The organism is Vibrio sp. B7 (assembly GCF_963888765.1).
In the GTDB taxonomy this organism is placed as follows: domain Bacteria; phylum Pseudomonadota; class Gammaproteobacteria; order Enterobacterales; family Vibrionaceae; genus Vibrio; species Vibrio anguillarum.
This window is the reverse complement of record NZ_CAWPKR010000037.1, coordinates 1-23,961: the sequence shown is the minus strand read 5'-3', so window position 1 is coordinate 23,961 and position 23,961 is coordinate 1. Positions and strand designations below refer to the sequence as shown.

Annotated in this window: 25 protein-coding genes; 8 read left to right on the top strand and 17 right to left on the bottom strand. The window is 42.8% G+C overall.

The genetic code is table 11. The features are described from left to right. The first annotated feature begins 34 nt into the window (after nt 1-34). The 3 genes from AACV32_RS13875 to cobB all read left to right on the top strand — a co-directional run bounded on the left by AACV32_RS13875 (nt 35) and on the right by cobB (nt 4,098). Nucleotides 35-1,624: an ABC-F family ATPase gene (locus AACV32_RS13875; RefSeq protein WP_017042874.1), complete on the top strand. Its 1,590-nt coding sequence runs from the start codon at nt 35-37 to the stop codon at nt 1,622-1,624. Between the two features lie 346 nt (nt 1,625-1,970). Next, a complete protein-coding gene (locus tag AACV32_RS13870) occupies nt 1,971-3,191 on the top strand; it encodes an ammonium transporter (protein ID WP_170895293.1) in 1,221 nt (406 codons plus the stop codon). Nucleotides 3,192-3,360: 169 nt separating this feature from the next. Then, nucleotides 3,361-4,098 carry a Sir2 family NAD+-dependent deacetylase gene (gene cobB / locus AACV32_RS13865; protein ID WP_013856880.1) on the top strand — a complete coding sequence of 246 codons (738 nt, stop codon included), beginning with the start codon at nt 3,361-3,363 and terminating at the stop codon, nt 4,096-4,098. A gap of 31 nt (nt 4,099-4,129) precedes the next feature. On the opposite strand, the gene AACV32_RS13860 is transcribed toward cobB, so the two are convergent. From AACV32_RS13860 to potA, 5 genes are all read right to left on the bottom strand, one after another. After that, nucleotides 4,130-5,167 carry an extracellular solute-binding protein gene (locus AACV32_RS13860; RefSeq protein WP_013856881.1) on the bottom strand — a complete coding sequence of 346 codons (1,038 nt, stop codon included), beginning with the start codon at nt 5,165-5,167 and terminating at the stop codon, nt 4,130-4,132. A 125-nt stretch (nt 5,168-5,292) separates the two neighbouring features. Then, entirely contained in the window at nt 5,293-6,327 is a 1,035-nt protein-coding gene (locus AACV32_RS13855; protein ID WP_026027330.1) for an extracellular solute-binding protein, read from the bottom strand. Between the two features lie 106 nt (nt 6,328-6,433). Next, a complete protein-coding gene (potC, locus tag AACV32_RS13850) occupies nt 6,434-7,204 on the bottom strand; it encodes a spermidine/putrescine ABC transporter permease PotC (protein WP_013856883.1) in 771 nt (256 codons plus the stop codon). Beyond that, complete coding sequence (potB, locus tag AACV32_RS13845) at nt 7,204-8,061, bottom strand: spermidine/putrescine ABC transporter permease PotB (RefSeq protein ID WP_026027331.1); 858 nt, start codon at nt 8,059-8,061, stop codon at nt 7,204-7,206. The genes potC and potB overlap by 1 nt, the downstream gene beginning before the upstream one ends. Next, nucleotides 8,045-9,181 carry a spermidine/putrescine ABC transporter ATP-binding protein PotA gene (gene potA, locus AACV32_RS13840; RefSeq protein WP_010320264.1) on the bottom strand — a complete coding sequence of 379 codons (1,137 nt, stop codon included), beginning with the start codon at nt 9,179-9,181 and terminating at the stop codon, nt 8,045-8,047. Before potA ends, potB begins: the two co-directional genes overlap by 17 nt. Before the next feature lie 319 nt (nt 9,182-9,500). Between potA and AACV32_RS13835 the strand changes: the two genes are divergently transcribed. Genes AACV32_RS13835 through AACV32_RS13825 form a run of 3 tightly spaced genes read left to right on the top strand, consistent with a single transcriptional unit; the run spans nt 9,501 to nt 11,756 of the window. Continuing rightward, a complete protein-coding gene (locus tag AACV32_RS13835; protein WP_026028002.1) occupies nt 9,501-10,292 on the top strand; it encodes a membrane protein in 792 nt (263 codons plus the stop codon). After that, nucleotides 10,285-11,091 carry a glucosaminidase domain-containing protein gene (locus tag AACV32_RS13830; protein ID WP_013856887.1) on the top strand — a complete coding sequence of 269 codons (807 nt, stop codon included), beginning with the start codon at nt 10,285-10,287 and terminating at the stop codon, nt 11,089-11,091. The genes AACV32_RS13835 and AACV32_RS13830 overlap by 8 nt, the downstream gene beginning before the upstream one ends. 2 nt (nt 11,092-11,093) lie before the next feature. Then, nucleotides 11,094-11,756 carry a DUF2987 domain-containing protein gene (locus tag AACV32_RS13825; protein WP_094123673.1) on the top strand — a complete coding sequence of 221 codons (663 nt, stop codon included), beginning with the start codon at nt 11,094-11,096 and terminating at the stop codon, nt 11,754-11,756. Between the two features lie 66 nt (nt 11,757-11,822). On the opposite strand, the gene ttcA is transcribed toward AACV32_RS13825, so the two are convergent. The 12 genes from ttcA to AACV32_RS13760 all read right to left on the bottom strand — a co-directional run bounded on the left by ttcA (nt 11,823) and on the right by AACV32_RS13760 (nt 22,982). After that, nucleotides 11,823-12,755: a tRNA 2-thiocytidine(32) synthetase TtcA gene (gene ttcA, locus AACV32_RS13820; RefSeq protein ID WP_013856889.1), complete on the bottom strand. Its 933-nt coding sequence runs from the start codon at nt 12,753-12,755 to the stop codon at nt 11,823-11,825. A 142-nt stretch (nt 12,756-12,897) separates the two neighbouring features. After that, nucleotides 12,898-13,845 (bottom strand): universal stress protein UspE, encoded by a 948-nt coding sequence (uspE, locus tag AACV32_RS13815; RefSeq protein ID WP_013856890.1) that lies wholly within the window; start codon nt 13,843-13,845, stop codon nt 12,898-12,900. A gap of 127 nt (nt 13,846-13,972) precedes the next feature. Beyond that, nucleotides 13,973-14,725, bottom strand: coding sequence for an FNR family transcription factor (locus AACV32_RS13810; protein WP_010320258.1), 753 nt, complete (start codon nt 14,723-14,725; stop codon nt 13,973-13,975). Nucleotides 14,726-14,813: 88 nt separating this feature from the next. After that, a complete protein-coding gene (locus AACV32_RS13805) occupies nt 14,814-15,494 on the bottom strand; it encodes a sulfite exporter TauE/SafE family protein (protein ID WP_064625189.1) in 681 nt (226 codons plus the stop codon). Beyond that, complete coding sequence (gene ccoS, locus AACV32_RS13800) at nt 15,491-15,661, bottom strand: cbb3-type cytochrome oxidase assembly protein CcoS (RefSeq protein WP_170895292.1); 171 nt, start codon at nt 15,659-15,661, stop codon at nt 15,491-15,493. The genes AACV32_RS13805 and ccoS overlap by 4 nt, the downstream gene beginning before the upstream one ends. Beyond that, nucleotides 15,662-18,034: a heavy metal translocating P-type ATPase gene (locus tag AACV32_RS13795; protein WP_170895291.1), complete on the bottom strand. Its 2,373-nt coding sequence runs from the start codon at nt 18,032-18,034 to the stop codon at nt 15,662-15,664. A 3-nt stretch (nt 18,035-18,037) separates the two neighbouring features. After that, complete coding sequence (locus AACV32_RS13790) at nt 18,038-18,517, bottom strand: FixH family protein (protein WP_017042885.1); 480 nt, start codon at nt 18,515-18,517, stop codon at nt 18,038-18,040. An 86-nt stretch (nt 18,518-18,603) separates the two neighbouring features. Next, a complete protein-coding gene (gene ccoP / locus AACV32_RS13785) occupies nt 18,604-19,581 on the bottom strand; it encodes a cytochrome-c oxidase, cbb3-type subunit III (protein WP_170895290.1) in 978 nt (325 codons plus the stop codon). Next, nucleotides 19,578-19,754, bottom strand: coding sequence for a CcoQ/FixQ family Cbb3-type cytochrome c oxidase assembly chaperone (locus AACV32_RS13780; protein WP_010320252.1), 177 nt, complete (start codon nt 19,752-19,754; stop codon nt 19,578-19,580). The genes ccoP and AACV32_RS13780 overlap by 4 nt, the downstream gene beginning before the upstream one ends. Nucleotides 19,755-19,763: 9 nt before the next feature. Further along, nucleotides 19,764-20,378 (bottom strand): cytochrome-c oxidase, cbb3-type subunit II, encoded by a 615-nt coding sequence (gene ccoO / locus AACV32_RS13775; RefSeq protein WP_013856896.1) that lies wholly within the window; start codon nt 20,376-20,378, stop codon nt 19,764-19,766. Nucleotides 20,379-20,390: 12 nt separating this feature from the next. Further along, a complete protein-coding gene (gene ccoN / locus AACV32_RS13770; protein ID WP_026028003.1) occupies nt 20,391-21,818 on the bottom strand; it encodes a cytochrome-c oxidase, cbb3-type subunit I in 1,428 nt (475 codons plus the stop codon). A 795-nt stretch (nt 21,819-22,613) separates the two neighbouring features. After that, nucleotides 22,614-22,982: a DUF3693 domain-containing protein gene (locus AACV32_RS13760; protein ID WP_170895289.1), complete on the bottom strand. Its 369-nt coding sequence runs from the start codon at nt 22,980-22,982 to the stop codon at nt 22,614-22,616. Nucleotides 22,983-23,156: 174 nt separating this feature from the next. On the opposite strand from AACV32_RS13760, the gene AACV32_RS13755 reads away from it, so the two are divergent. Together AACV32_RS13755 and AACV32_RS13750 are read left to right on the top strand one after the other, a co-directional pair. Beyond that, nucleotides 23,157-23,717: a 3'-5' exonuclease gene (locus AACV32_RS13755; RefSeq protein ID WP_094144786.1), complete on the top strand. Its 561-nt coding sequence runs from the start codon at nt 23,157-23,159 to the stop codon at nt 23,715-23,717. After that, on the top strand, nt 23,717-23,917 hold the full coding sequence (locus AACV32_RS13750; protein WP_249339504.1) for a hypothetical protein: 201 nt from the start codon (nt 23,717-23,719) through the stop codon (nt 23,915-23,917). The genes AACV32_RS13755 and AACV32_RS13750 overlap by 1 nt, the downstream gene beginning before the upstream one ends. Nucleotides 23,918-23,961: the final 44 nt, after the last annotated feature.

Sequence of the window (23,961 nt, the reverse complement as noted above, 5' to 3'; positions counted from 1 at the left end):
TTTTATACAATTCACATTTATTAAGGTACTGGTTTTGATCTCCACCGCGAATATCACTCAACAATTTGGCGCAAAGCCTCTGTTTGAAAACATTTCCGTTAAGTTTGGCGAAGGTAATCGCTATGGCCTGATTGGCGCTAACGGTTGTGGTAAGTCAACATTTATGAAGATTCTAAGCGGAGAGCTTGAACCTTCGAGTGGTAACGTTAGCTATGATCCTAACGAACGCGTGGCGAAACTGAATCAGGATCAATTCGCTTACGAAGAGTTCACGGTTATCGACACGGTAATCATGGGCCACAAAGAGTTGTGGAAAGTTAAACAAGAACGTGACCGTATCTATTCTCTGCCTGAAATGACCGAAGAAGATGGCATGAAGGTTGCGGATCTCGAAACTGAATTCGCGGAAATGGACGGCTACATGGCCGAGTCTAAAGCCGGTGAATTGTTGCTTGCGGTAGGCATTCCTCTTGAACAGCACTTTGGTTTGATGAGCGAAGTGGCACCAGGTTGGAAACTGCGTGTGCTATTGGCGCAAGTTTTGTTTGCTGAACCACACATCATGCTGCTTGACGAACCAACCAACAACTTGGATATGGATACCATTCGCTGGCTAGAAGATACGCTAAACCAACGTAACTGCACCATGATCATCATCTCGCACGACCGTCACTTCTTAAACAGCGTATGTACACATATGGCTGACTTGGATTACGGTGAACTGCGTCTGTACGCGGGTAACTACGACGAGTATATGACAGCGGCATCGCAAGCGCGTGCTCGTCTGCTCTCTGATAATGCCAAGAAGAAAGCACAGATTGCTGAACTGCAAACTTTCGTTGCACGCTTTTCTGCGAACGCATCTAAAGCGAAGCAAGCGACGTCACGAGCTAAGCAGATTGACAAGATCCAATTGGACGAAGTTAAAGCGTCTAGCCGCCAAAACCCTTTCATTCGTTTTGAACAATCGAAAGAGTTGTTCCGCAACGCGTTAGAAGTTGAAAACCTTAGCCAAGGTTTTGAAAACGATCTATTCAGTAACTTCAACGCCATTTTTGAAGTAGGCGAACGCGTAGCGATCATTGGTGAAAACGGCGTCGGTAAAACAACACTGCTTAACACCTTAGCGGGTGTACTTGAGCCTCGTAGCGGCAGCTACAAATGGTCTGAAAACGCGAACATTGGTTACTACGCTCAAGATCACGCGCACGATTTTGCCGAAGATATGAACCTGTTTGACTGGATGAGCCAATGGCGTCAAGAAGGGGATGACGAGCAAGTGATCCGCAGCTTCTTAGGGCGCATGTTGTTTGGCCAAGATGACATCAAGAAATCTGTTAAGGTCATCTCTGGTGGTGAACAAGGCCGTATGTTGCTTGGTAAGCTAATGATGCATAAGCCAAACATGCTGTTGATGGATGAGCCAACCAACCACATGGACATGGAATCGATCGAATCGCTCAACACGGCGTTGGAGAACTACAAAGGGACTCTGTTCTTCGTATCTCACGACCGCGTATTTGTGGATTCACTGGCAACGCGCATCATTGAAATCCGTGATAACAAACTGACCGATTTCAAAGGCACTTATGCTGAATTCTTGAAATCTCGTGGCGTAAACTAATCCACGGTTTACTCTTAAGAAAAGGCTTCCTGCGGGAGGCCTTTTTAATGCCTGCAATCTGGAACGAGCCAAAAAATAGAGTGCATTAAAATGGAGCGCACGTTCCAATTTGGTGCGCTTCTTATGAATGCGTTTATTCTTCCATCATGCAACAACTCCCTTGATATTTATATAATTCACTCTATTTCAATAAGTTATTTGATATTGAAAAGTTATTGATTCATTTGTTTATTTTGGAATGTATTTTGCTTTAAGGCTGTTCAATACCAATAACTCACTATATTGGTGAGAAAATAATCAAGTAGCACAGGATTGGTGCACAACATTTCAATGGAGAATCACTAAGATGACTCAAACCGTAAGTCAGGTTCAAGGTGCCGTACAAGCCCTGACTCAAAGTTCTGATACGCTATTTTTGCTGCTCGGTGCAATCATGGTGTTTTTAATGCACGCCGGATTTGCCTTTCTTGAGGTGGGGACTGTGCGTAAAAAGAACCAAGTGAACGCGCTGGTAAAAATTCTCGCCGATTTCGGTATTTCTACGATCGCCTATTTTTTTATCGGTTACTGGATAGCCTACGGCGCTCATTTCTTTGCTGATGCACAAACCCTTGCCCAAGGGAACGGCTATCATCTAGTTAAGTTCTTTTTTCTATTGACGTTTGCCGCCGCTATTCCTGCTATCGTTTCTGGAGGCATTGCCGAGCGCGCTCGGTTTTACCCCATTCTCATTGCTACTTTTTTCACCGTCGGGTTTGTTTATCCGCTGTTTGAGGGAGTGATTTGGAATGGCAATTATGGCGTGCAAAGCTGGTTTGAAGCTCAATTCGGTGCTGCTTTTCACGATTTCGCTGGTTCGGTGGTCGTGCATGCGGTCGGCGGATGGATTGCACTCATCGCTGTCATGTTTCTAGGAATGCGTAAGGGAAGAGTACGTGCAGGAAAGCACACCAACTTTGCTCCATCCAACATTCCGTTCCTAGCATTGGGCGCGTGGATTCTTTGTGTGGGCTGGTTTGGTTTTAACGTCATGTCAGCGCAAACATTAAATGGAATTAGTGGATTAGTCGCGATGAACTCTTTAATGGCCATGACTGGTGGTATTTTAGCAGCGTTAATTGTCGGAAAAAATGACCCTGGCTTTATCCACAATGGTCCTCTAGCGGGATTAGTCGCGGTGTGTGCAGGATCGGACTTGATGCACCCACTGGGTGCCTTAGTGACGGGAGTGGTAGCGGGTGCTTTATTTGTTTGGTTGTTCACTCAACTACAAAACCGAACGAGAATAGACGATGTATTAGGTGTATGGCCATTACATGGTGTTTGCGGCGCATGGGGTGGGATTGCCGCTGGTATTTTTGGCCAATCATCACTCGGCGGCCTAGGTGGTGTCAGCCTCGCCGTTCAACTACTAGGAACCTTATTGGGTATTTCAGTGGCAGTATTGGGTGCCGCAATCGTTTATGGCTCTCTCAATGTATTGACTGGATTGCGTTTATCTGAAGAAGACGAATTTAACGGCGCGGATTTGGCTATCCATAAAATCTCCGCCATTAACGAAGATTGATTACATATAGACCGAAGTCGCGGGGTACTTCGGTCTATTTCATAGCTCGGTTTATGTCACAGAAAATAAGCAATCAATGGCCATTTTATACTATGGTCTAACCCTCAAAACTACTGTTGTTATTGCATCGGTGCTAAGCTAGCAAAAAAGCGTGCAATAAGGACATAGTATGAATTTCCCCTACAAGAATATCGTGATCCTCACGGGGGCAGGCATTTCAGCGGAATCAGGCATTAAAACATTTCGTGCCCAAGACGGATTATGGGAAAACCATAAAATAGAGGATGTCGCGACCCCTGAAGGTTTCGCACGTGATCCCGATCTCGTACAGGATTTCTATAATCAGCGTCGTCGAAAACTCCAATCTGAATCAATACAACCTAATGCCGCCCACATCGCGCTTGGTAAATTAGAGCAAGAGCTAGAGGGAAACGTAACGATTATTACGCAGAATATTGATAACCTTCATGAGCGGGGTGGTAGCAAACAGGTGATTCATATGCACGGTGAGCTGCTTAAAGCACGCTGCAGCGTTTCTAACCAAGTAATAGAGCATAAAGACGACATTCTGAGCGGAGAGCTTTGTCATTGCTGTCAAATTCCAGCTCAAATGCGACCTCATATTGTTTGGTTTGGCGAAATGCCACTGCGCATGGGCGATATTTATTCAGCACTCGAGACGGCTGATCTTTTTATCTCTATCGGTACATCGGGCGTTGTTTATCCTGCTGCAGGCTTTGTTCATGATGCCAGAATGCATGGCGCGCACACCATTGAGATCAACTTAGAACCGAGTGCCGTTGAAAGTGAGTTTGAGGAAAAACGCTACGGTAAAGCCAGTATTGAAGTTCCGCGGTTAGTGGAAGAGATATTAGGGTTAGAAATGCCAAAAAAGAAACACGCCTAGAGTAGGCGTGTTATCTAAACATTGAATATGATCAATTATTTACTTTGAGCTTCTGGAAGTATTCGTCGTACAACACATTCGCTTCTCCCACCTCATCTTGCCAAAACCCGCTGTCCATCACAGATTGTGGAGGGAAGATATTAGGATCATTGGCGAAAGATTTGGGTAACAGTGAATAGGCTGTTTTAACGGGAGTTGGGTAACCAATTTCTAATGCGATTTTTGCTGCATTCTCAGGACGCAATAAGAAATCAATCATCTTATGAGCCGCATCAACGTTTTTGGCCCCAGCCGGAATGGATATGCTATCCATCCAGAAAATCGCGCCTTTTTCTGGCCAAATAATGTCAATTGAAGCGCCTTCTTGGCGGGCCATATACGCCGAGCCATTCCATAACATACCTAAAGAAACTTCACCCGCTAAAAAAGGGTTTGCCGGAAAGTCGGAGTTGAACACTAACACGTTTGGAATCAGTTTTTTAAGCTCTTCATAGGCCGCTTTAATTTCGTCAGGATCCGTCGTATTAGGTGAGTAACCAAGCTTACTCAGTGCAATATGGAACACCTCACGAGCATCGTCCATCATCATCAACTGACCTTCCCATTTGGCATCCCATAAGTCGCCCCAGTTTTTGATCAGTGATTTATCAAGCATATCGGTATTAATACCAATCCCCGTTGCGCCCCAGATATAAGGGATAGAAAATTTGTTGTTTGGGTCGAACGATTTATTGAGATAGTTAGAATCAAGATCAGCAAAATGAGAAAGCTTAGCGTGGTCAATCTCCTGCAACATGCCTTCTTTACGCATTTTAGAAACAAAGTAGGTGGATGGCACGACAAGATCGTAACCGGAACCTTGAGTCTTTAACTTGGCATACATGCTTTCATTAGACTCATAGGTTGAGTAAATGACTTTAATTCCTGTCTCTTTAGTGAAATCTTCGAGAACGTCGTGGGGGATATATTCAGACCAGTTGTAAAAATAAAGCTCTTGATCTGCAGCCATTGCAGGCGTAGTGAATAGAGTTGCTGCGCAAATAGCGCCAGCATACAGTGTGCTTTTCATTACGTTTCCATTTTAGTCGGTGCCAAAGCTTAACTAGGCAAGGGTGCGTGATACGAAAGTGCAAAGTATACCAGTTTTAACGAAAATAGGCAGCTAGTGCTGCCTATTTCATACTTTTTGCGGAATTATTGACCCGCTTTTAACTTCATAAAGTAATCTTCATACTGCACAGTTTTTTCACCCACGGCAGATTGCCATTCAACACGATCTAAATCATCTTGAGATGGGAAAAGAGCAGGGCTGTCTTTAAATTTCTCATTAGACGCTTTCACGCCGGTTAAATAACCCGTGTCGCGAGAAATTTGTTCTGCAATTTCTGGACGTAGCAAGAAGTCGATCATCATATGTGCGGCTTCTACGTTTTTGGCACCAGAACTGATAGCAAAGTTGTCAACCCAACCGATACCGCCTTCTTTAGGGAAAACAAGCTTAATTGGCAAGCCTTCTTTTTGCGCCGCTGCAGCAGAGCCATTCCACAGCATACCTAAGCCAACTTCACCAGAGAGGTAAGGAGCGGCAGGATTATCTGAGTTAAATACCAATACATTGGGCATTAGTTTTTGCAGCTCAGCGTAGGCCTCATCAATTTGCTTTTCATCCGTAGTGTTACCTGAGTAACCTAACTTACGAAGGGCAATGTGGAATACCTCACGAGTATCATCCATCAACATTAGCTGGCCTTTCAACTCTGGGTTCCATAGGTCACCCCAGCTTTGGAAATCATTGGGATCATACATATCGGTATTAACCGCAAGCCCAGTGATAGCAACCACGTGTGGAATTGAATAATCATTATTTGGATCGTAAGGTTTATTCAAATAGTTGTTATCAAGGTTTTTAAAGTTGCTTAATTTAGACTTATCAATCTTTTGTAACATACCTTCATCGCGCATTTTAGAAACGAAGTAGGTGGATGGAACAACAAGATCATAACCTTGGTTGTGAGTTTTTAGCTTTGCATACAGGGTTTCATTCGATTCATAAGTTGAATAAATGACCTTGATGCCGGTCTCTTTCGTAAACTGCTCTAGAAGACCACTGTTAATGTACGGCCCCCAGTTCATGAATACTAGTTCCTTGTTTTCATCCGCTGTTACTGCTCCAGAGAACAAAGAAAGCGCACATGCACTACCAGCTAATAGAGTAGCCCATTTTTTCATTGACGTTAGCTCCAAACCAAACGTTGCCTATTTTTAGGCGTTAGATAGAAAAACAGAATGACGATTTGTCATTCTGTTTCGCGTAATGTATTACAAGATATCGATTCTACTTCACTTTTTCCCTTGCTAACAACTGTGATGTGATTACTAGAGCCAATGAGACAACTAACATCACGGTCGCCAGAGCGTTAACTTCTGGGGAAATGCCAACTTTAACCATAGAATAAATCTTCAATGGTAAAATTTCGTAAGTAGGGCCGGTTACAAACGAGCTAATGATCACATCATCTAATGACAGTGTGAAACTCAGCAACCAACCAGCCGCAACTGCCGGTTTCGCTAATGGCAAAATGATTTTGGTCAAAATCACCCATTCGCCAGCACCGAGATCTTTGGCAGCTTCGAGCATCTTTACATCAAATCCGTTGAGGCGACTGTAAACAGTCACAACAACGAAAGGTAAGCAGAATGTAATGTGTGCAATCAACAAAGTAAGAAAACCTAGCTGAGCACCTAACACTAAGAATAGCGCAAGTAGCGAAATTGCCATGACAATATCTGGGGACATCATCACAACAAACAACATACCATTAACTGCACGTTTACCTTTAAATTGATAACGAAAAAGGGCTACAGCAGTTAAACTGCCAATCAGCGTCGCTGCTGTGGCTGAAAAAACCGCTACATTCAGCGAGTGCCATGCGGCCTGAACTAAGCTGTCGTTTGCAACTAAAGCGTGGTACCACTTGGTAGTGAAACCGCCCCATTTAATACCAAATTTGTTGTCATTAAATGAGTTTACAATCAGCACTATGATCGGTAGGTATAGAAATACATACACTAAACTCATAAAGCTAAATCTAACTGTTTTGCCCATTAGTCTAGCTCCACTTTCTTATTCAATAACTTACCAGCACGATAGTATGCATAAAGCATTACAGCCATCGCCAGAGTCAAGGCAATGCTGGTCGCGGCGCCAAATGGCCAATCACGAGCATTCAATACTTGGCTCTTAATCACGTTACCAATCAGTAGGTTTTTCGCGCCACCGAGTAAGTCAGCAATATAGAACATACCTAATGCTGGCAGTAACACCAATAAGCAGCCCCCGATGATACCCGGCATGGTCAATGGCAACACTACCTTCAGCAAAGTTTGAAGCTTATTTGCCCCTAGATCTCTCGCGGCTTCAATGTAGGTATCGTCCAATTTTTCAATAGCAGAATAGAGCGGAAGAATCATAAAAGGCAGCAAGATGTAAACCAAGCCAATCATTACCGCTGTCTCGGTGTACATAATACGCAGTGGTTTGTCTATGATGTCTAAAGCCATTAAAGCTTGGTTTAGGATGCCTTGCGTACCCAGCACTATTTTTAATCCGTAGGTACGGATAAGAGAGTTCGTCCAAAAAGGAACAATCACCAAAAACAGCATAATTGGACGCCATTTTTGTGGCATTTTTGCGACAATGTAGGCAAATGGATAACCAATAACCAAGCAGAGAAGGGTAGCCACAATTGCCATATAGAAAGAGTGCATGAGCACTTTGGCGTAAAGTGGATCCAATAAGCGTGTATAGTTATCAAGCGTGAAGGTCATTTCAATTAAGTTGGCTTCATCGCGAGTCAAAAAGCTAGTACCAATGATCATAACGTTAGGGATTAGCACAAACAGCACTAACCACCCAACAATCAATGTGATAATAGCATTTTGAAGATTAAGCTTCTTGCTCATCATCGAGTACTACCTCCCAGCTTTCAACCCAAGTGATAGCGACTTTCTGGCCGAGAGAATGGTCCACATCAGGATCATCTTCGTTAAAGAATTCGCTAACCGTCACGCGCATGCCTGATTCTTCCAATTCGACTACAGATTCTAGAGTCATGCCTTTGTAGGTACGTTCTGTCACGTGCCCAACAATGCCTTTTTCTTCTGACTCTTTAATCTCTTCGATGCGAAGATCTTCAGGACGCAGCAAAACTTGTAGTTTGTGTCCGGGTTGTACATTTTGATCGTGGTAAACCACCGCTTCAACACCTTCGATATGTGCACGAATACGCTTATCGTCAATTCGTTCAATCGTTTCAGCATTAAATACGTTGATCTCACCGATGAAGCGAGCAACAAATAGGTTTTTAGGGTCTTCGTAAATTTCACGTGGAGAGCCATCTTGCTCAATTTTCCCTTCACGCATAACAATAATGCGATCCGACATTGATAAGGCTTCTTCTTGATCGTGCGTAACGAAGATAAAGGTGATCCCAAGCTGACGTTGAAGCTGCTTAAGCTCCATTTGCATCTGCTTACGCAGTTTATAGTCAAGCGCGGATAAAGATTCGTCAAGCAACAGAACCTTAGGTTTATTAACAACGGCACGCGCGATAGCGATACGTTGTTGTTGACCACCAGAAAGTTGACTTGGTTTACGCTGGGCCATCGCGTCGAGGCGTACCATCCGCAGTGCTTCCATCACACGGGGTTCAATGTCCGCCGTTGGCACTTTTTGCATACGCAAACCAAACGCGACATTTTCAAATACGGTCATATGTGGGAAAAGTGCATAGCTTTGAAAGACGGTGTTAACGTGTCTCTGTTCAGCAGGAACTTTTGTAACATCTTGATTATCAAGAGTAATTGAACCTTGATCTGCGGTTTCAAAACCTGCAATCATTCTTAGTACTGTTGTTTTACCACAGCCAGAAGGACCAAGTATCGTTAAGAATTCGCCATGATTAACATCAAGGTTTAGGTTGCCAATGATTTCCTTACCATCGAAACTTTTACTGATACCAGAAAGACGAACTACTGGTTTTCCTACTGATTTTTTTACGTTCAACGTCTGTTTTTCTCCCACCTTGGTCTATAGGGATGCCTATCTTACGACCTGTCGCTATACACAATTGAGGCGCGCATCATAATCACCAAAAGAGTGAATTCAAAGCGTTTTCTTATATTGATACAGAAAAAGTTTTGTAGGTAGCAGTAAAGATTGATTACCATACAGAACTAACTAACTGTTCAATGCTTTCAAGTGGTTAATTATCAACCAAACACATAATAATGCAAGATCAGTTTAGGCTTCTGATTTTGGACTAGAGTGTATTGCAGTATAATGACAATAACTTTGTGACCCAAATACAGGCAACTTGCTTTTCCGTTGCCTAGGACATTTTATGAATAATGATATTGAAAAAGATTTCAATTTAGGCGGTAGTGTAGAGCATGCGCTCAAGGGAGATTACGAGCTAAAAGTCAACGCCGTGCTCAAAGAGGCATGGGATTGTACGATCAAGCAATTTATCTCCTTTTCTCCTTCCATCGTGATTCTTTTATTTGTGCAGCTTGCGATCTTCTATATTGCTTTAAAATTGCAACTGGGTGATCCATCACTAATCTTGGATGCGTTAGAAACACCAGAAGCTTTCACAGGCAATATTGTACAAGCTATTTTTGTGGCTAATTTTAGCTATGAGGTCGTTAGTGCACCTATTTATGCTGGCGTGAGCTTAATGGCGATGAGTCATGTCGCTGGGTTAAGAACACAGCCAAGACACATAGGTAAGGGATTACAGTTCACCATCCCAGTGATTTTAGCAACGCTATTCAGCTTATTACTGCAAGGTGTAGCAGGAATGATTTTCCCATTGCTATCAATGTATTTGAGTATTGCGTTTAGCCAATCCATCTTATTGATCTGCGAAAAACGGGTTCCACCTATGCAATCACTGCTATTATCCTTACGCGCAGTCAATAAAAAAATCGTTCCTATTGCCGTGATTTATTCCGTGATCATGCTGATGTTCGTTGCCGCCGCGCTCTTTTATGGGATAGGTTTCATTTTTGTATTACCTTTCTTCTTCCATGCTAAAGGGATTATTTATCGCAATATGTTTGGCATCAAACTAAAGATCATAGCGACTAATCAATCCGACAATAATCCAAATTCTCAGGTGTTCAATGCGTAAAATAATCTTACTTACCGCCATCTCGCTCGTGGTTGTGAGCTGCAGCGTTTATTACGTCAAGCAAACCTCAACTGAGACGACTTACAAAAGCGACATTCCATCTTTGCAAGGTGCTAGAGCTGTTGGAAAAGCGCCTGACTTCTCAGCCATCGATGATGTGAATGAGAAAAAGCATGCTTTTTTTTCTTTCTTAAAACCAGGGATAGCTTGGGAAAATTTACGTGTTTTGCGAGAGCGTGAAATATTAGAGAGGATTGCACAACATCATCTAAGCAATCAGATAGCCAAAAGTGACTATAGTGAGGCGCAAAAACTCTCTAAGCGATATGAAGTACCGATTCCTGCAGAAGGCATCACTAGCGCATGGCTAGAAAACATGCTGCATCGAGTTGACGTTTTACCCGAAGCGTTAGTCTTGACCCAGGCAGCGAATGAATCGGCTTGGGGAACCTCTCGCTTTGCAACTGAAGGAAACAACTATTTCGGTCAATGGTGTTACAGTGTAGGGTGTGGGTTGGTACCTTTGCAACGAGTGGAAGGTATGACTCACGAAGTGGCGAGTTTTGGTTCTGTTCAAGAGTCAATCCACGGTTACTTCATGAATGTTAACCGCAACTCCGCTTATCATGATTTACGAGAGATTCGTTTTCGATTAAGAAAAAATAATGCCGATTTATTGAGTGCCGACAGTGCCATGGAGATGACCAATGGCTTACTGAAATACTCAGAGCGCGGAGAAGCTTATGTGCAAGATCTTCAATCTATGATGCGTCACAATCAGCCTTTCTGGACAGAATAATAATGAAAAAAAGAACACTTACCTTATTACTGACAACGCTATGCCTTGCTAACGCATTTCCCGTTAACGCTCAAGAGTATATGTTTACATACTCCAAGTTGTTTTCAGCAATGAAAAATAACGTGAAAGAAGAGTACCCCAATGTCAAAGTCGCTTATTATTTCCTTAATGCCAATACCAAGCAGCTCTGCCCAATAGAGAAGGCTTGGATGGAAAAAGAAAAGCACTATGAAGCGTTGAAAGTCAGTAGCAACCACGAGCTACTACTTCCTTTAGACGATCATTTACGGCAAGCGAATCCGTTAGTGTTTGTCGATACTCCTCAAGATATGCGTTGTGACTTTTCGACTGTTGTCATGGCAAAAGAGCAGTTCAAAGGAGAAATATCTTACCAACAGGTCGCCATCTTATTACCTCAGATGCAAAAATTACTGGAAGAGCTCGGCGGGATGTTTGCGAGTTGGTTCACACCCGATGTTTCTGGTGTCACACTCGAATTTGCCAATAATTTGAATTCGGCCATTCAGTTGAGTAACGGCGAAACCATTAACATAGAAAATGGCAAAGCCCAAGTGGATCTCAGTCAACTGGGTGAAGGTGGATCGATGCAGTTACCACAAGAAACGGTTCGCGTGTTACCTTATCTTCCCAAAGCGAAACATTAGACATGTTGGGCTAATATCAATAGGGCTGCATTCGCAGCCCTTATTCTTTTTATCTTTGTAGGAACATCAAAGATTGGTGACATCCAACTTCAAACTAGGATCAAACTCCATCACGCTATCCTCATCTTCGAGCGCTAGGATTGGCATCTCTTCTTTATCAAAACCAATGTCGCCGCCATTAATAACGCCTGAATCACGGTTAATCGACTTAAAGTCAAACAACTTGAAATCAGCCAAATGGCTAGGCACTACATTTTGCATTGCACTAAACATGGTCTCGATGCGCCCAGGGAACTGTTTATCCCAGCCATTTAGCATTTGCTTAATGTTTTGACGTTGCATGTTTGGCTGAGAGCCACATAGATTACATGGAATAATCGGATACTCTCGCATGTTCGCATATTTGATAATGTCTTTTTCACGACAGTAGGCTAGAGGGCGAATTACCACATGTTCACCGTTATCAGACACAAGTTTAGGTGGCATTCCTTTGATCTTTCCACCATAAAACATGTTCAAAAATAGCGTTTCTAGAATGTCGTCACGGTGATGGCCTAACGCAATTTTCGTCGCACCGAGTTCTTTGGCTGTACGGTACAAAATGCCGCGGCGTAAGCGTGAACAAAGTGAGCAGGTGGTTTTCCCTTCAGGGATCTTATCTTGAACAATAGAATACGTGTCTTCTTCGACAATTTTATATTCAACGCCTAGCTGCTCTAAGTACTGCGGCAGAATGTGTTCAGGAAATCCGGGCTGTTTTTGATCAAGATTCACGGCAATAAGCTCAAAGCTAACAGGGGCACTTTTCTGAAGGCTCATTAGAATATCCAGCATGGTAAAGCTATCTTTACCGCCAGAAAGACATACCATAATACGGTCGCCATCTTCAATCATATTAAAGTCAGCAATGGCTTGACCCGTATTACGACGGATACGCTTCTGAAGTTTATTGAAATTATATTGTTGAGCTTTGGTGCGCTCTTGAATTTGCTCAGTCATCAGTGTCTGGTCTTTAATCTTTAAAACAAAATAGAGTGCGTATGATACGGATAAATAGCGCAGATGCCAGATCTAACAAGTAAGGAAGATAAAAAATCCCCCTCGTCTATGACAAGGGGGATCGATGATAGATCAGGCTATTTTAAATAGAGGTTTTAGGATCTAAAGGGCTCACGTAGCCATGCGGCTTTAATGCTAAAACATCACAGTTAATTTTATCAATGACTTGTTCTGCCGTGTTGCCAATAAATACTGCCGATAACCCTGTACGCCCCGTCGTACCAAGAATAACCATCGCCGCATTGAGCTTTTCGGCTGCTTGAGGAATGACGTCTTCAGGCAAGCCTTGTTCTACAAGTGTTTGCGATTCATCTATACCATGCTTTTGTCGCAATGCCTTCATTGCCATCAAGTGGTGACCACGAACAGCATCAGTGTAGGTCATTGGATCAAACTCGGGCAGCTCAATGGTAATATTCGCTGGCGTAATAGGGTATGAATTCACCAGATAAGGTGTCGCACCTAAACGAGTGGTGAGGCTTTTTAGTTGTTCAACCATGCAATCATTTAAATCAATATGAGCCGGATTTTCTGACCCCACATGTACCGAAGCGATTATATTCGCATTCTGTGGCCAATCTGAATTTTTAACCAATAGCACTGGAGTTGGGCATTTACGTAATAAGTGCCAATCTGTCGGTGTAAAAATAACGGATTCCAGGACATCATGCTTGCGCGTCCCTTTGATCAGAATGTCATGTTCTCCGTAAAATATCTCAGCAATAATCGCTTCATAAGGGCGGTTATGCCACACCACTTTTACTTCAAATTGGATCGAACTATCAATATACGGTTCAGCTACTTTCCTCATCCATTGCTCGCGCTGATGGATAACACCACGTCGCATAGCATCACGTTCATCAACAGAGAGCATCGACGTCATGTCATAAGAGAAATCATAAATAGATAGAAAAAATGTAATGTGGCTAGAAGACGTGCTTTGCTGCGCTAACTGTATGGCTCTGGCAAGGGCGGGTTGTTCATCGTGGTTGATGTCAGCAACTACCAGAATCTTGCTATAAATACTCATATCGACTCCTTAATTATGGAGGAGGGCGTTAGAGTTACTTTAGCTCATAACCAGCGAGAATTTTAGAAAAAAAGAGAGTTTTTAACAGAAGTATGACGTAGCTCATTTAAGAGCTACCTCATTGAAGTTACTTAGTTTCTTTAGATACGCCTGCCAGTTCCATCAGTTGGTCATGGTCAAGGATTGTGATGTATTTGCCTTTAACGCTAAGGATTTCAGACTTCTGAAAACGGCCGAGTAGACGACTGATCGTTTCAACAGTGAGACCAAGGTAGTTACCGATATCACCACGAGTCATTGTCAGACGAAACTCTCTAGGGCTAAAGCCGCGCTGAGAGAAACGAGTCGACAAGTTATAAAGAAAAGCCGCTAATCTTTCTTCTGCATTCTTTTTAGATAGCAGAAGAATCATCTCTTGGTCGCCCTTAATTTCATTACTCATCAAGCGCATAATTTGCTGACGTAACTTAGGCATTTTACCCGAAAGATCATCAAGAATTTCGTAGGGTATTTCGCATACCATTGATGTTTCTAGAGCCTGAGCAAAGCTAGGATGAGAATCATCAGTGATCGCGTCAAAACCAACTAAATCACCCGCTAAATGAAACGCAGTGATTTGTTCATCACCTTGCTCAGTAATGGTATAACTTTTAATTGTACCTGAGCGAATAGCGTAGAGAGACTTAAGGTCGTCACCAGCTTTAAATAGCTCTTGGCCCTTTTGGATAGGTTTTTTACGCTCAATAATTTGATCAAGTTGATCAAGTTCAGATTCATTGAGAGTAAAAGGAATACAAAGCTGGCTAATGCTGCAATCTTGACAGTGAATTGCACAACCACCAGATTGAATGCGCTTTGCCGCTGGCTTATCAGAAATCATAACAACCTTTCACTTTTTGATGTACATCAATATTTTAGCACCCATTACCCCTAAAGGATAGCGAAAAAAGATGCCATAAATCAGACAGCTACCACGTAGATGATAAAATACTCACTGCTCCATAACCCGTGTATAGACCATAGAGTATGATAAAAATCGCAGCAAAATGACGAAATATGAGTGATTGTTGAATGTTCTTCAAACGGGTCGCGCCATAACCAACAAGAAGCATCGCAGGTAAGGTTCCCAGACCAAAAGAGGCCATAACCAATGCCCCTGACAGTGCACTACCGGACACCACAGACCAAGTCAGTACCGAGTAAACTAGCCCACAAGGTAACCACCCCCAGATAAACCCAAAAGGGAGAGCGAACCACGTTTTCCTAAGCGGGAGCAATGATTGCCCAAAAGGCGAAATAAAACTCCAGATTTTTTGCCCAACCTTCTCCAGCTTCAACAGCCCAAACCACCAACGCCCAACATACAATCCAAGTACAATCATTAGGCCTGCCGCAATGAGCCGCAACCAAATCAACGCATGATTAAGTGTAGAAAATTCGGATAGCGAGGCGGCGAGGCCTCCTAATAAACCGCCAAACAGCATATAGCTGGCAATACGCCCAAGGTTGTAAAAAACAAGCAGTATTGGGAGTCGATCACTGCGTTTTTCACCTAAGGTCAAAAGAGAAGCAATCCCGCCACACATTCCCATACAGTGGCCAGCTCCAAGTAAACCGATAAAGAAAGCACCAATCCAATCTGCGGTCATTTTTTCTCTTCTTTTGATGAGGTAAGTTCATCTTCATCAAACAAAATATTGTGTCCTTGGCGTTCTAAATCTTCAAACTGTTCGCTTTTTACTGCCCATAAAAAGATGATGACGGCGATCGTAACCAAAACGATCGCTATGGGGATCAATATATAAATACTTTCCATCTACTTATCCCTATTTTTGAGTAGTCGAAGAGAATTAGATACCACAATAATCGAACTCGCCGACATGCCCACAACGGCAATGTAAGGAGCAACCAGCCCCGCAACGGCGAGTGGCAAAACAATAATATTGTATCCAAGTGACCACGCTAAATTTTCCCGAATGATTTTGCGAGCTTTTAACGCTAAGCTTCTGGCTTCCAATAATCTGTCGAGTTTATCACCAAGTAAAACCATATCAGCGGATGCTTTTGCGACATCGGTTCCACCACCCATAGCGACTGATAAGTGTGCACCAGCAAGCGTTGGCGCATCATTAATGCCATCACCAATCATCATGGTGATATCATCATCTGGTAACGACTTTAAGTAACTCAGTTTATCTTCTGGTTTGGCATTCGATACGACAATATCGATGTCCATTTCGGCGGCCACACTTTGTGCATTAAGTTGAGAGTCACCCGTTAATAGCGTGATCTTAATTCCTTCATGATGGAAACGATCGATAAATTGTTTCGCTTCACTACGGATAGGATCGCGGTACGTGAAGGTCGCAATGTGTTGCCCGTTGAGCGACAGATAAATACGATTTGCTCGATCATCACTGATGTCGTTCAAAACAAATTCGGCGCTGCCGATACGAACATCGCCGCCTAAATATTTACCTTGAATACCAGACCCAATCATATTCTGCACATGCTCAACACGAAACTCGTCATTACGATATTGCGCAAACGCTCTGGCAATGGGGTGATTGGCATGATGCTCCAAAGCAGCGGCTAGCGCCAAACAATGGTTTTCGTCTATATCACCATGCAACTCAACGTCACTAATTTCGATATCACCACGGGTCAACGTTCCCGTTTTATCAATAATCAAATGGTTAACTTTGCAAAGTGTTTCAAAGACATGGTTTTTTCTCAATAAAATACCAAAGTCACCCATTCGTGATGTAGCGCAAGTGATGGCTGTGGGGGTGGCAAGAGAAAGCGCGCACGGGCAGGTTGCCACCAAGACCGCTAACATGATCCAAAATGCATCTTCAGGTTTTGTCTGGTGCCAATAAAACCAAGTGGCTGCTGCAATAATCAAAATTACAGCCACAAAATATCTCGCGACAATATCAGCAATTTCTGCAATCTTAGGCTTAGACATTTGAGCTTCATCTTGCAGTCTAACAATATTGGAAATAACGGAATCCGCTTTAGATGCAGTGACTTCCAACTCGAAAGACTCATCGCCATTTAATGTACCAGCAAAAACAGCATCACCGACTGTTTTGACAACTGGTACTGATTCACCGGTCAACATTGATTCATTAATATGAATACGCCCATTCAACACTCGACCATCAGCAGGGACGTGTTCTCCAGGCAACACGCGAATTCGATCACCAAGAGCTAGAGTTTTTACAGGTACTTGACGGCCATCCAACGTAGTTGCAACCGCAGGGATCAATTTCAGTAAATTGCCGCTAGCCGCCGCGGCTTTTCTACGCGCCCGCATCTCTAAAAATCGTCCAACCAGTAAGAAAAAGGTAAACATTGAAATGGATTCAAAAAAGACTTCGCCTTGTTCAGTCACTGTCGCTATCAGACTAGCAACATACGCAAAAATAAGAGCGATAGAAACAGGGACATCCATACCTAATGTTCTGCCTCTAATGCTTCGCCAAGCATTGAGGTAAAAGGGAAGGGCAGAGTATAAAAGTACGGGGGTTGCAAAGATCAAGCTAACCCAACGAAAATAATTGCGAAACTCAGAATCAAGATCACCGAAGACCTCAAGATAGAGCGCCACAGCAAGCATCATCACTTGCATGGTGGCTAGACCTGCAATACCCAAGCGATAAAGATATTGCTTCATTGATTGATGGTAGGCTGCCTCATGTGCATCTGCTTCAAAAGGGGCAGCCTTATAACCTAATTTATGAATAGTGGAGAGTAATTCACTGAGTCGTGTTTGTGTCTTATCCCAACTGAGTAAAGCACGGTTGGTAGTGGTATTGACCCTTATCGAAATTACCCCATTTTTATGAGAGAGTTGTTTTTCAATTAACCAAGCACAAGCCGCACAGGAAACACCTTCTAACGATAACGTTACTTCGGACGTTTCGTTGTCGTTACGAACGAACTCTGCTTGTACATCATCATTATCATAATGAATGAGTGCTTTGAGCTGCTCTGGCACAAGCTCCACTTTATCTGCAGTGGTCGTTCGGTATTGGTAATAAGATACTAGGCCACTCTCTACAATGGTTTTAGCCACGGTTTCACAACCGGGACAACACATATCTCTGCTTTCACCTAGAATATCAACTTTATAATCCGTGTTGGCTGGTACATCTTCACCACAGTGGTAACACGCTTTGCACATAGTTTAATTCATTAATTGAGTAGAAGTTGGCATTGGAAACGTTACTCGACCTTGGATTAACCACTCCTCATTGTGAGGAGTGAGTTCGATGAACCAAGGGCCTTGTAACGGGGCAGGCAGGGTAATGCGATATATACCTTGTGCATCCGATGCGACAAGTTGTGTGAAATCACGGTCTGGCAGTGTCCGATGAGCAAACATCATTTTAATCGCGGGGTAGTGTTCAAGCTCACCTTTATTAAATTTGAAGATAATATCATTACCTTCAGAGTAGACTTCCGAGCTGAGCTTTAATGCTTTTGCTTCGTTAATTTTTGATAGGTCAATATTAATGCCTTTGCCTTTTTTGTAGTAATCCTCTGTCACCAATGACACTGAATTCTGAGAAAAGACGATAACCGTTGCAATCGTCCATATCACCACAGTTAACGGTAAGATGATCAGAAACCACGGCCAGAATTGTTTATACCAAGGAGTTACCATAAAAAAGTTCTCAACAACAAAATAAAGAAGGCTTATTAAAAAGAGAAGAAAGACAGCCCTAATAAAGAGCTGCCTTTGTTGTGCAATTAGTTCTCTGTATTGCTTAAACTCCACACGTAAGCAGCAACCAGTTGAACTTTATCTTCACCGAGAATGTCATTCCAAGAAGGCATAACACCTGATCGGCCATGCATGACCGTTTGAGTAACATCGGCTCTTGAGTCACCAAATAACCAATCGTTATCAGTAAGATCAGGTGCTCCAAACGCAGGGTTACCTTTACCATCCGTACCATGACAAGCGGCGCAAACGACGAAGCGAGCTTTACCTGCTTCCGCTTCTCGAACGTTCACAGAACGCCCAGAAAGGCTTAGGGTATAACTCACCACTTCCTTCACACCTTGCTCACCGAGGACATCTTTCCAAGCTGGCATTTGTCCAATACGACCATGTCGGATAGTGGTCACAATCGCTTCTGGTTCACCACCATATAACCAAGCATTATCGGTTAGATTCGGAAAGCCTTTTTGACCACGAGCGTCAGAACCATGACACTGAGAGCAGTTTTGTAAGAATAAACGCTGACCAACCTTCAATGCATCAGAATCTGCTGCAATTTCAGGAATAGGGCGTAAATCCGAACCGCCGCCAGTATAAGCTAAGCGTTTAAATGCTTCACCAAAGTAGGTGTTTGCGTCATCTAACTCTTTTGCATACTGTACTAACACTTTATTGTTTTGCGCATTTGCAATCGAGGCTTTGGACTCATCAAGAGAGCGAATGGTTTGATCTGAACTTTGCCAACCAAGTACACCTTTAAAACTACCTAACCCAGGATAGAGGGTCAGATAGATAGCGGCAAAAATAAACGTACTAATAAAAAGATAGGTCCACCATTTAGGCAGAGGGTTGTTGAGCTCACGAATACCATCGTATTCATGGCCCATATCCGAGCCTTCTTCCACTCCCATTTTGTCTTTTAAACACCAAACGAGCAGAATCGCACAGCCCAGCAAAGTTCCCACCGTAATGATTATGACCCATAGACTCCAAAATGTCGTCATTGTTTAGTCACTCCTTGTTCCTTAGAGGATTTGGGCTGTTCATCGGCAAAAATGAGGTTAGCCGCTTCATCGAAACGAGCTTTACGGTTTTTGCCATAGGCCCACCACACTACGCCTATAAAACAGACGAACAGCACTATGGTCCAAATACTGTGAATAGTACCGATATCCATAACTACCCCTTACTTCATTGCGTGACCAAGAGATTGAAGATAAGAAATGATTGCATCCATTTCTGATTTCCCTTCGACATCTTTTGCTGCATTCGCGATTTGTTCATCGGTATACGGCACACCAAACTGATTACGGAATAATTCAAGTTTGCTTTGCGTAAGCTTGCCGTCCAACACATTTTTTGCTAGCCAAGGAAAACCGGGCATGTTTGATTCAGGAACCAGTTCGCGAGGATTAGTCAAGTGAACTCGATGCCATTCATCAGAATAACGACCACCAACACGAGCCAAATCAGGCCCAGTCCGCTTCGAACCCCACACAAATGGATGCTCCCAAACACTTTCACCAGCCACCGAATAATGACCATAACGCTCCGTTTCGGAACGGAATGGGCGAATCATTTGGCTATGGCAAACGTTACAACCTTCGCGAATATAGATATCACGGCCTTCAAGTTGCAGCGCAGTGTAGGGCTTAAGATTTTCAACAGGCTCAGTAGTTTGCTTTTGGAAAATCAATGGCGTGATTTCAACCAAGGCTCCCCAACTGATGGCAAAAATAATGAAAATAGCCAGTAAACCGACATTACGTTCGATGATTTCATGGCGATTATTAGAACTCATTCTTTCATCTCCTTATGCCGGTTGAGGAATAGCTTTTAAGCTATTATCTGGTGCAAAAACCGTTTTATACGTGTTGTAAGCCATCAGGAACATACCTGCTAAGAAGATAAATCCACCAATGAATCGAACGGTATAGAATGGGTAAGAGGCTTGGACAGACTCAACAAAACTGTACGTTAACGTACCGTCAGAGTTAACAGCACGCCACATCAAGCCCTGCATAACACCTGAAATCCACATCGCAACGATGTAGAGCACCGTACCAATAGTCGCTAACCAGAAGTGAGCATTGATCAAACTAACAGAGTACATACGCTCTTGGTTAAATAGGCGAGGGATTAAATGGTATACCGAACCAATCGACACCATTGCCACCCAACCTAGAGCTCCAGAATGCACGTGACCAATAGTCCAGTCGGTGTAGTGTGACAGTGCATTAACTGTCTTAATCGACATCATTGGTCCTTCAAACGTAGACATTCCGTAGAATGACAATGAAACGATGAGGAATCGTAAGATTGGGTCATAGCGCAGTTTATGCCAAGCACCAGATAACGTCATGATCCCGTTGATCATCCCGCCCCATGAAGGAGCAAACAACACCAACGACATCACCATGCCAAGTGACTGAGTCCAGTCAGGCAGAGCAGTGTAGTGTAAATGGTGCGGACCAGCCCAAATGTAAAGAGAGATCAAAGCCCAAAAGTGAACAATCGATAAACGGTATGAATAAACAGGGCGTTCAGCTTGTTTTGGTACAAAGTAATACATCATACCAAGGAAGCCGGCAGTAAGCAGGAAACCCACCGCATTATGACCGTACCACCACTGAACCATAGCATCCACCGCCCCAGCGTAAACTGAATACGATTTACCCATAGAAACAGGGATTGCCATGCTATTTACAATATGTAATACAGCAACAGTAAGGATAAAAGCTCCGAAGAACCAGTTTGCCACATAGATATGTGCCGTCTTACGCTTGACGAGTGTTCCAAAAAACACTATCGCATAAGATACCCATACAAGAGCAATGGCGATATCAATTGGCCATTCTAATTCCGCGTATTCTTTACCGGAGGTATAACCCAAAGGTAAAGTTATTGCTGCAGATAAAATAATGGCTTGCCATCCCCAAAAGGTGAAGGGCACAAGAGGACCACCAAATAGACGAGTTTGACAAGTACGCTGAACAACATAATAAGATGTTGCAAAGAGGGCACTTGTACCAAACGCAAAAATAACCGCATTAGTATGCAGAGGACGTAAGCGACTGTACGTCAACCACGGCGTATCAAAGTTTAGCTGTGGCCAAACTAATTGAGCGGCAATCAAAACACCTACAGCCATACCAACAATACCCCAGAGAATAGTCACTAAGGTAAATTGCCGAACAACTGTATAGTTGTAGTTTTGTTCAAGCTGCTTTTCTTGGCTCATTTGCATGCTTCCAATTTCTAATTAACTACACTTTACTTCCAACACGACACATGTCGTAATGCCCCCCAAATCCACAATAGAAATACTGCTTTATCAGAACGTTACTATCTATTGCTGACTTTAAAAAAAAGTGGCATTTTCAACCGTCAACTATACTGCAATTAACAATTCAATGACAGAGTAGTAACCTTACAGTTGTTCAGGATTTGGCCTTTTATTTCAAAACTTTGAAGTTTGTTACACGAGGAAGGAAGCATCATGGCTTCAGAAAAGCTTACAAAACACAGGTTTGCTCAAATACTAATCACATCACTCATTCTTTTGGTCGCTTTTTTCTGGAGGACTTTTTCTTATCAAAACGTCGACATGACGAGCTGCACTCCAACGCCAAATTGTTCTGTATTTGTAAATGAACAGGAAATTATAGTGATTAAAGATGATAAAAACCCAAATCAATACATAATTGGGCCACGAATTCCTGAACTAGAAATACATACAAATGGAACACTTATTCAACATTCCGACCACTGGATAATCCAACCAAATTCACCCAATAAACCTATAACTTTCAAGATAATTGGAAAAAGATCCTCGATATAAACTCTTACAAAAATAAAACATGAACCCAATCTGGTTCTTGGATTGATCAGCATAAATAATAACTAGAATGAAATCTTCGATTATCAGACTAGTTATTAGGTATTTTATGGTAAATACTGATTATGTTTAATATCATGAGGATAGATAGAAAAGAGGAAAGAAATATTCGTACACTAAAATATGATCATTTGCAATTTAACATAATATACATAATGCGCACTGTAATGCCGCTTCTTTAGGCGTGCTAATCGCTAACGCCAATGCTCCGCAACCCATTGATATTGTTCTTAATCCTAGCCCGTTATACTTTTTTGTTATGTTCGCCCAAGCTTGTTTCGCTTCGTACGTTTTTGCTTTATCTGCCGCTAAATATACCAATACAGTTTCTTTCTCTGCTCCAATTTCATTTGCAATAAAAATTGCTTCTGATTCAGTGAGATAGCGAATTCCTTTCCTTACGTTGCTTAGCTTTTGAGGTGATAAGTTCAAATCATGCGCTATTTGCTTATCTTGTATGTATCTTTTAGCGTCTTTATAGGCGTCTAGCAGCTCGTTGGCATACATTTTCAATCACTCCTGCTGTCTGTTTATTTCTCAATTCTAGCTTACTAATACTGTTTTTTGCATATTTACAATCCTGCTTTATGGAAACTACACTATCCAAAATTCGATATTAGGCTGCTCTGGTCGCTCCCTAAGCTTCTGGGGTGGCCGCTCAAACAACTTTAGGGGGTTGTCATGCAAACACTCAATTTAGAAAACGCTGTTATTCTCGATACCGAAACCACGGGCCTAGACTCTGACGCTCGTATCTGTGAAGTTTCAATCATTGATGCTCAAACTGGCATTAAGCTTTATAGCAGTCTTGTTAATCCTTTATGTCTAATCTCTCCTGAAGTTACTGCAATCCACGGCATTACTAGCGATATGGTTATTGATATGCCTGCCTTTGATAAGGTCTGGAACGACATCAAAGGTTACCTATCTGACTCTGCTGTCTACGTTTACAACCTTGATTTTGACTATCGCATGTTTGCTCAGTCTCTACGCCCATTTGACTATCCAGTTGCTAACCTCGTTCACTTTTTCGGCGGTGGTGTTTGCGCTATGCGTTGGTATGCTCAGTTTTGGGGGCATCCTGACACTGTTAACGGTGGTTACCGCTGGCAATCTCTTACCAACGCTTGCAAGCAACAAGGTGTTGACGTTTCAGACCTTAGCGCTCACCGCGCCTTAGCTGACTGCGAAATGACACGCCGCCTTATTCATGCAGTTAACGCAAAAATCGAGGCTCGTTAATGATGGCTGCTGAAAAAATCTACTACGACTTAATGCCTGACCACTCCGTATCTGTCTACATTTCCGGCGAATGGGATTATTTCAGCTCTTACACTGGCCTCGTTAACTACCTCAACACTCAAGGCTTGTATTACAAGCTGGTTGATATCACCAACACCACACTGACCGAGCGTCTGGCTATCATGGGGATTGAATCATGAAATTCGCCTGTATGGACTGTGGTACTAACTACGAATCTCCGGTT